An 8333-nucleotide genomic window follows, 5' to 3' on the forward strand; every position below is an offset into this window, starting at 1 on the left:
ATAGTGAGCGATATAAGGAGCATGGTAAGGAACCTAAAGCATCAGGACATAGGCATACTCGTGACAGACCACAACGTGAGGGAGACCATAAGCATGGTGGACAGGGTTTACATAATATCCGAGGGTAGGGTCATAGCCAAGGGAAGACCGGCTGAGGTAATAGAGCTGAAGGAAGTGAGAAAGACCTATCTTGGGGAGGACTTCAGGCTATAGCCCTGCCCCTGAAGTAGAAGCCCTGACCGAACTTTACGCCAAGCTCCTTGACTACCCTGAGATCCTCCTCTTTCTCTATGAACTCCGCTATCAGGTCTATTCCCAGCCTCTCGGTGAGAACCTTTATCCCCATGAGTATAGCCCTGTTGTAAGGGTCTCTGTAGGCGTTTTTGACAAAGGAGCCATCAAGCTTTATGAGGTTTATATACTTCACGAAGCGTCTCATCTGGGATATGGAGGAGTAACCGCTCCCAAAGTCGTCTATGACTATGCCAAAGCCCATATCCTTGAGCTCCCTTATTGAGGAGAGCGCCCTATCCATATTGAGGAAGTCTTCCCTCTCGGTTATCTCAACGAAGACCCTCGCCCTCTGGTGCTTGGGAATCCTGCTGAGCTCCGTGAATATGGAGCCTCTGTCAAGGGACCTCGGGGATATGTTTATCAGGAGGAAGTAGGACTGAAGGTCTTTCCTTCGGAGGAGCTGGATAACCTTCCTCACCGTTTTTCTGTCAACCTCCTCTATCAGGCTCATGTCTTCTATGTACTTTATGTAAGCTCCCATAGGGTAGAGCCTCTCCCCATTAACCACCCTAAAGAGGAGCTCGTATCCAAAGACCGTATCCTTCTTCAGGTCATAGACTGGTTGAAGCTCGTAGGTGATTGAGTCCTTCAGGAGGAACTCCTTGAGCTCCCTCTCCTTCCTGAACCTCTCAAGGAAGCTCTCCCTGTCCTCTCTTCCCTCAAGAACGGCGGTCCTATCCTTTCCCTCCCTCTTTGCCTTGTAGAGGCTTATGTCCGCAACGCTCAGCAGCTCCTGAGGATCCTCAGTATCGTCGGGAAAGCTCGCAACTCCGAGGCTGACGGTCACGTATATCAGCCCGTCGCCCTGAAGCTCAATGCTTGTCTCCTTAACCTTATTCCTTATCCTCTCCGCCAGTTCGTAGGCTCCCCTCTTGTCCGTTTCGGGACAGAGAACCGCAAACTCTTCTCCTCCGTATCTGTAGAGGGTATCGCTCTCCCTGACGCTGGTTTTCAAAACCGAGGCTATCTTCTTGAGAACCTCATCACCGACCACGTGACCGTAAGTGTCGTTTATTCCTTTGAAGTCGTCTATGTCCAGCATTATCAGGCTCAGGTTCTTGCCGTATCTCCTCGCTATCCTCCCATACCTCTCAAGGTCGTGCCCAAGCATCCTCCTGTTGGCTATCCTCGTGAGGGGGTCGGTTGTTGCAAGGTGGGTGAGCCTCACGGTGCTGAAGAGATGCTGGCATATAACCTTGAGGTAGCTTTCGTTTATGGGGTCAAGCTCCTTTTCCAGGGAGAGGACAACACCTCCAACCGTTGACTCGTCCACCCTGAAGAGGGCTGTAGCGTATCGCCTTCCCGCAAACTCTTCTCTGAGACAGATAGGTTCGTCAAAGCCTTCGGGAAATCCACCCCTCTTCTCACTGTAAACTCTCAGAAGCTCCTCGGTAGCTTGTTCTTCGGAGCTGACCCAGTAGAGGGGCTTCCCTCTCTCGGTGTCCTCCACTATTAAGAGGGAGGCTCTTGAGCCGAATATGCTGTCAACCCTGTAGAGGACCTCTTTAACAAAGTCCTCAACCTCTTCGGAGGAGTTGGGACTGGTGAAGGCGGTGTCAAGGATGAGCTCAAGCTTGTCCAACCTCGTACGGGTCTCGTCCGCAAAGCTCTTCAGGAGTCTGGCTATGCTACCGAATTCATCCTTAGCTTCAAGCATGTCCGAGAAGTCCACATCGTAGTTGCCCCTCTCAAGCTCGCTGACCGTTTCCCTGAGCCTGCTTATGGGGTGGGTTATGAGCCTTGCCCAGAAGAGGTAGGAGACCGCTAAGAAGAGTATGAAGGAAAGGTAAAGCCTGAAGTAGAGAAGAACCCTCTCCCCGATGAGGGTTGAGATTACACTCCTATAGGGGACCACGACGTACATGCTCGCGTTGGAGTAGTTGTTTTCGTAAGTGACTAAGATGTCCTCTTCCCCCACATCGGGCTTCCTCCCAAAGTAGAACTCTGCTCCGTACTTGGCTATAGCTCCCAGCCTCTTTGAGAGTATGCCCTCAATCTGGGGAACCCTGTGGCAGAAGAAGTAGCTCCTACCTCCTTGCTTGACAACAGCTATGCCAAGCCAGTCCTCGGGGAAGAGATGGAAGTAGAGATTTTTGTTCCCAGAGCTCTTGAGAGCTTCCTCAACCCTACCCTTTTCAACCTTCCCCTTCAGGAAGCCTTCACCCCCGTAGCACTCCAGGAAGCCTCTCAGAAGGGGGGTGAGAGCATCCCCGTCCTTCTCAAGAGAGCTCAGCAGCGATATGTCAGCCTTGAATATCTCAAGGATAACACCCCTTATAGCCGTTGTCCTGAACATGGCAGCCCTTTCGGCGGCGAGCTCTATCTCACTCCTTACCTCCTTAACCGAGTGGGTGACGTCAATGAGGAAGGCGAGAAACATGGATACGAATATCAGAAAGGTAAAAAGGAGAACTACCTTTATAGGGTAGCTCTTTATATTGAGCCTTCCCTCAATAAACCTGTTTACCCAGGAGAAGAGCTTCATTCGGCAAGGAAGAAAATAATAACAGAATCAGTATCTTTTTTCATCACCCCAGCCACCGCAGTAGTAAAGAGCCTTCTCCCTGCCGAGCACCCTCTCTGCGGAGCGGAGCATGTAAAGGGGGTCAAAGGGCATCATATCCGAGCCAAAGACCATATCAACGCCGAGGCTATCCAGCATATCAAGGGGAGCTATCCTCCTGAAGCGCTCTTCTCCAAGAGCCTCAATGTAGGTATCTTTGAAAAAATCCCGGAAGTTCGGCTGCAGGCAGAGGAGAAGATTCATCTCTTTAGCCCTGATAGCCTGCTCCCTGTCAATGAGGAGGGCGTGCTCTATCCTGTGGTACTTTAGCCTTGGCTCTGCCCTCTCAAAGGCTCTGAGGCACTCTTCAACAGCCCCGTCCCCTATAGCGTGAAGGGCAACCCTGAGTCCTTCCTCCTCAAGCTCCCTAACGACCCTTTCTATACCTTCAGCGCTCACGAAGAGGTTCCCTCTCCATCCCTTTTTGTCCCTGTAGGGCTCCTTCAGGTAGGCGGTCCTTGCCCCCACGGAGCCGTCAACGAAGAGCTTTACCCATCCTAAGGAGATGCTTTCGTACTTCTTGTCCTTCAGGAGCTCTCTTACGCTCTGATAATGTTCGTAGTAGGGCATCAGGACCACCCTGATGGGAAGCTCCCCAGAGAGCTCCACGTAGTGAAGGGCTATCTCGTAATCAACGAAGTCGTGAACTTCAGCTATGCCCATCTCCCCCGCCCTCATGCAGGCACGCTTCAGGAGCTCCTTCATCTTACTTCCCCTTGGCTTGAGCTTATCAACGGTCTCCCACAGGAGAGACTCCTTCAAGTAGCCCCTCTCCTCATCAAACAGCTCCCCTCCCTTTATCCCGAACTCCTCTATCAGCCTTCTGTTAGCCACGCCCACATGGGCGTCCATCCTGAGCAAAAGAACGGGCCTCTCAATACCTACGAGGTCCTTTCCTTCTATTGCCCTTCCGAGCCTCTTCTCATCCCACCCCCAGGCTATCCTCACGTCGTTTCTTTTCAGAAACTCAACGAGCTCCTCAACAGACCGAATACTTTCAAAGGGGACGGTCTTGAGAGCCAAGAGCTCCATATGGGTGTGGGCATCAATCAGCTTCATGGTTTAAAATTAAGTAGGGGAGACACATGGTGAAAAGGGACATTGACTGCAGACTGCGGGAGAAGATAGAGAGCGGTCAGCCCCTGAACGAGGAGGAGTACAGGGAGCTCGGGGAGATAGTCAAGGAGGTCCTCACCTTCATGGCAAAGGAGAAGATAATACCCTCTCCTCAGAACTACGATAGATGGTTCAGGATATTCTGCTATGCAAAGGAGAACAACCTAAGCCTGAGCAAGAGCGAGCTCGTTGATATATACCTTGACCTGTACCAGGTCAAGCAAGAAGGTGATGTGGAGTCCGTCAACGTAGTTGAGAGGATAGCGGAGGACCTTTTCAACGAGATACAGCAGGTTCTTAAGTCCGTATCCGAACACAACAGGGGGATATCGGAGAGCGGGCAGAAGCTGGAGGAGATGGCTGTCTCCCTTCAGGCTCAGGACATACAGAAGGTTCTTAGCAGGATAATGAACGAGGTCAGGGGGCTCAAGAGCGTCAACAGGAAGTTCATTCAGAAGCTTGAGGAGCAGAGGGGGGAGATAGAGAGGCTAAAGGACGAGCTGAGGAGGGTCAAGGAGGAGGCAAATATAGACCCCCTTACGGGTCTAAGGAACAGGAGGTCCTTTGAGAGGGCTCTCAGCGAGTTCTTCAGGGACTTCAAGAAGTTCGGCTATCCCTTCTCGGTGATAATGTTAGACCTTGATAACTTCAAGGAGATAAACGATACCTACGGACACCTTGCGGGAGACAAGGTCCTAAAGGAGATAGGAAATATACTCAGGAACTACCTGAGGGCTAAGGACGTCCCTGCGAGGACAGGAGGAGAGGAGTTCACGATAATTCTGCCGGGCATAACGAGGGAAGAAGCCCTGATGGTGGCTGAGAGGCTCAGGAAGGTCATAGCCAATTACTCCGTTGAGTATGAGGGAAGGAAGATAAGCCCTACGGCGAGCTTCGGCGTGGCTGAGGCTACACCCGATACCGAGTCTCCTGAGGAGCTGATGAGGGTTGCGGACGAGAACCTCTATACAGCCAAGAGGCAGGGGAAGAACATGGTCGTAGGCTAAGCCACCTCCTCTTTCTTAAGATACTTCCTCAGATACATACCCGTGTAAGAGTTGGGAACCTCCGCTATCTCCTCGGGTGTACCGACCGCTACCACCTCACCCCCTCTCTCACCACCCTCGGGACCGAGGTCAATTATCCAGTCCGCACACTTTATAACGTCAAGGTTGTGCTCTATCACAACCACGGTGTTGCCCCTGTCAACGAGCCTCTGGAGGACATCTATGAGCTTCCTTATGTCGTCCATGTGAAGACCTGTAGTCGGTTCATCAAGGAGATAGAGGGTCCTTCCAGTCTCCCTCTTTGAGAGCTCCCTCGCGAGCTTTATCCTCTGTGCCTCTCCTCCCGAAAGGGTCGGTGCCGGCTGTCCGAGCCTAAGATAACCGAGCCCGACGTCCCTGAGAAGCCGAAGCTTTCTCCTGAGGGAGGGTATGTTCTCAAAGAACTCGTACGCCTCGTCTATGGTCATGTCAAGGACCTCGGATATGTTCTTTCCTTTGTAGAGAATGTCCAGGGTCTCTCTGTTGTACCTCCTTCCCTTACATACATCGCAGGTCACATAGACCGGTGGGAGGAAGTGCATCTCCACCTTTATCACCCCCTCTCCCTGACAGGCTTCACACCTTCCACCCTTGACGTTGAAGGAGAACCTCCCCGGCTTGTAGCCTCTCGCCTTAGCCTCAGGAGTGTTGGCAAAGAGGTCCCTTATCTGGTCAAAGACCTTGGTGTAAGTAGCGGGGTTGCTTCGGGGGGTCCTTCCTATCGGTGACTGGTCAACGTTTATCACCCTGTCAAAGTGCTCAAGCCCTTCAATCCTCTCCACCTTCCCATACTGTTCCTTTGAGCCGTAGAAGTGAGACTTTGCGTACCTGAAGAGAACATCGTATATGAGGGTTGACTTTCCGCTTCCCGACACACCCGTTATGCACACGAACAGACCTACTGGTATCTCAACGTTTATGTTCTTGAGGTTGTGCTCCTTTGCACCCACGATCCTGACATACTTTCCCTTCGGTGTTCTCCTCTTGCTGGGAACTGGTATCTCCTTCCTTCCCGATAGGTAAGCCCCCGTCAGCGATCGGGGATTGGTCATTATCTCCTCAAGGTCTCCGGCTGCTACCACCTCCCCACCGTTCTTGCCGGCTCCGGGACCGAGCTCAACTATGTGGTCAGCGGACTCTATCGTCTCCGGGTCGTGCTCCACAACTATTACAGTGTTGCCTATGTCCCTCAGCTCCTTCAGCGTGTTTATGAGCCTGCTCGTGTCTCTGGGATGAAGTCCTATTGAGGGCTCGTCAAGAACGTAGAGAACGCCTGTTAGCTTTGAGCCAACCTGGGTTGCGAGCCTTATCCTCTGCATCTCCCCGCCCGAGAGAGTAGTGGCACTCCTTGAGAGGGATAAATAGTCAAGACCGACGTTAACCAGGAAGCCGAGCCTCTGGGCTATCTCCTTTATGAGCCTCTCGCCTATGAGGAGGTCCCTCTTGGGTAGCTTCTTTGGTAGCTCCTCCATCCAAGAGCGGGCGGCTCCGACGGGCAGGTCGGTTATGTCCCATATGTTCTTTCCCTCTATAAGAACCGCAAGGGCTTCGTCCCTCAGCCTTGAGCCACCGCAGGAAGGACAGGGCTTCTCAACTATGTAGTCCTCTATCTCTTCCCTGACCCTCTCCGAGTCCTCGGAAAGGAAGCGCCTCTCCAAGTGACGTATTATCCCCTCAAACTCAATCTCCTGATCGGAGCCATAAAGGAGTACCTTCTTTACCCTTTCGGGCAGGTCCTTGAACCTCGTCCTCGGGTTGTAGCCGAGCCTTCTGAGGAGGTTTGCCACTGGGAACTTGATGTAATTGAAGAGAGCAGAGTCAGCGATCCTGAAGGCATTTACAGCCGGCTCATCCTCATCAACGAGCATGCCTACATCTATCTCCCACTTTACACCGAGCCCCTTACAGCTCTGACAGGCTCCGTAGGGGGAGTTGAAGGAAAAGAGCCTGGGGGAGAGCTCGGGTATGGTAAAGCCGTGGTCGGGACAGACGAGCTTCTCGCTGAAGAGCTCCTCCCTACCGCTCTGAACGTCCTCTATCTTCACGAGCCCCGTTGCGAGCTCTAAGGACTTCTCTATGTCTGTCAGGAGCCTCGCCCTCTCCTCCTCCTCAAGGGTGAACCTGTCAATAACTATGTCTATATCATGCTTCTTGTTCTTCTCAAGGGGAGGGACGTCAATTATCCTCCTGAGCTCCCCGTCAACCTTTATCCTTGTGTAGCCCATCCTGTCTATGTCCCTGAAGAGGTCCCTGAACTCCCCCTTCTTACCCCTCACGACAGGAGCGAGAACCATCACCCTCCTTCCCCTGTACTTCTCATAGACGTGCTCAAGTATCTCATGGGCTGAGAGCCCTTCTAAGAGCCTTCCGCACACAGGACAGTGGGGCTTGCCGATGTTAGCCCAGAGAACCCGCATGTAGTCGTATATCTCCGTGACGGTTCCAACCGTTGAACGAGGGTTCTTGGAGGTTGTTTTCTGGTCAATGGCTATGGCGGGAGACAGCCCCTCTATCAGGTCCACCTCGGGTTTCTCCATAACGCCGAGGAACTGCCTTGCATAGGAGGAGAGGCTCTCTACGTACCTTCTCTGCCCCTCCGCATATATGGTGTCAAAGGCGAGGGAGGACTTACCCGAACCTGAGGGTCCCGTTATCACCACGAACTTGTTCTTTGGTATCTCAAGGTCAATGTTCTTGAGGTTGTGCTGGCGTGCTCCCTTGATGATTATCCTGTCCATAATCTTATTAATTTATGTGGCATGGGAGAACACTTCCACCCTGTTCTTACCACTTCTCTTTGCCCCATAGAGGGCTTTATCAGCCATGAGAAGGAGCTCCCTTGTGCTGCACCCCTCCGCATAGCAGGAAGCCACACCAGCACTGACCGTGAGCCTAAAGACCTCCCCGTTGAACCTGAAGGTAGTCCTCTCAAAAGCTGACCTTATCCTCTCGGCGACCCTCTGCGCCTCCTCGGGTCCCGTGTGAGGTAGAAGGACGACGAACTCCTCCCCTCCATACCTTGTGGGTATATCCGTGCTCCTGACGTTCTTCTTAAGAACCTGTGCAAACTTAACGAGAACCTTGTCTCCCACATCGTGCCCGTACCTGTCGTTCACCGACTTGAAGTCATCAAGGTCAAGCATTATGAGTGAGAGGGGAAAGCCGTACCTCTTGGCTCTGTTTATCTCCCTCTCAAGCGCCTCCTCAAGGAAGAGCCTGTTGTAAAGACCTGTGAGGTGGTCCTTTGTAGCCCTTTCAAGGAGCCTCTTCTTCTCAAGCTCCTCCTTAACTATGAAAGAAAATATGAAGGCTAA

Annotated in this window: 5 protein-coding genes and 1 pseudogene; 2 read left to right on the forward strand and 4 right to left on the reverse strand. The window is 52.4% G+C overall.

Going from position 1 to position 8333, the window contains the following annotated elements; genetic code table 11:
* Positions 1 to 213: pseudogene (locus AC1HCM_RS05890) on the forward strand (LPS export ABC transporter ATP-binding protein); the annotation flags it as partial.
* Here AC1HCM_RS05890 and AC1HCM_RS05895 read toward each other — a convergent pair.
* The gene (locus AC1HCM_RS05895; protein WP_479460842.1) at positions 203 to 2779 is read right to left on the reverse strand and encodes a putative bifunctional diguanylate cyclase/phosphodiesterase; all 2577 of its coding nucleotides are present in this window, start codon (positions 2777 to 2779) and stop codon (positions 203 to 205) included. The pseudogene AC1HCM_RS05890 and the gene AC1HCM_RS05895 overlap by 11 nt on opposite strands.
* A 27-nt stretch (positions 2780 to 2806) precedes the next feature.
* The gene (locus tag AC1HCM_RS05900) at positions 2807 to 3916 is read right to left on the reverse strand and encodes an amidohydrolase family protein (RefSeq protein ID WP_479460843.1); all 1110 of its coding nucleotides are present in this window, start codon (positions 3914 to 3916) and stop codon (positions 2807 to 2809) included.
* 26 nt (positions 3917 to 3942) lie between these two features.
* Here AC1HCM_RS05900 and AC1HCM_RS05905 point away from each other — a divergent pair, with 26 nt between their 5' ends.
* Positions 3943 to 4980 (forward strand): GGDEF domain-containing protein, encoded by a 1038-nt coding sequence (locus tag AC1HCM_RS05905; RefSeq protein WP_479460844.1) that lies wholly within the window; start codon positions 3943 to 3945, stop codon positions 4978 to 4980.
* On the opposite strand, the gene uvrA is transcribed toward AC1HCM_RS05905, so the two are convergent.
* Positions 4977 to 7757, reverse strand: a complete 2781-nt coding sequence (gene uvrA / locus AC1HCM_RS05910) for an excinuclease ABC subunit UvrA (RefSeq protein WP_479460845.1) — start codon at positions 7755 to 7757, stop codon at positions 4977 to 4979. The two genes, AC1HCM_RS05905 and uvrA, sit on opposite strands and share 4 nt — an antisense overlap.
* A 12-nt stretch (positions 7758 to 7769) precedes the next feature.
* On the reverse strand, positions 7770 to 8333 hold a 564-nt coding region (locus AC1HCM_RS05915), incomplete at its 5' end, for a GGDEF domain-containing protein (protein WP_479460846.1).

It is taken from the genome of Hydrogenivirga sp., assembly GCF_056450045.1.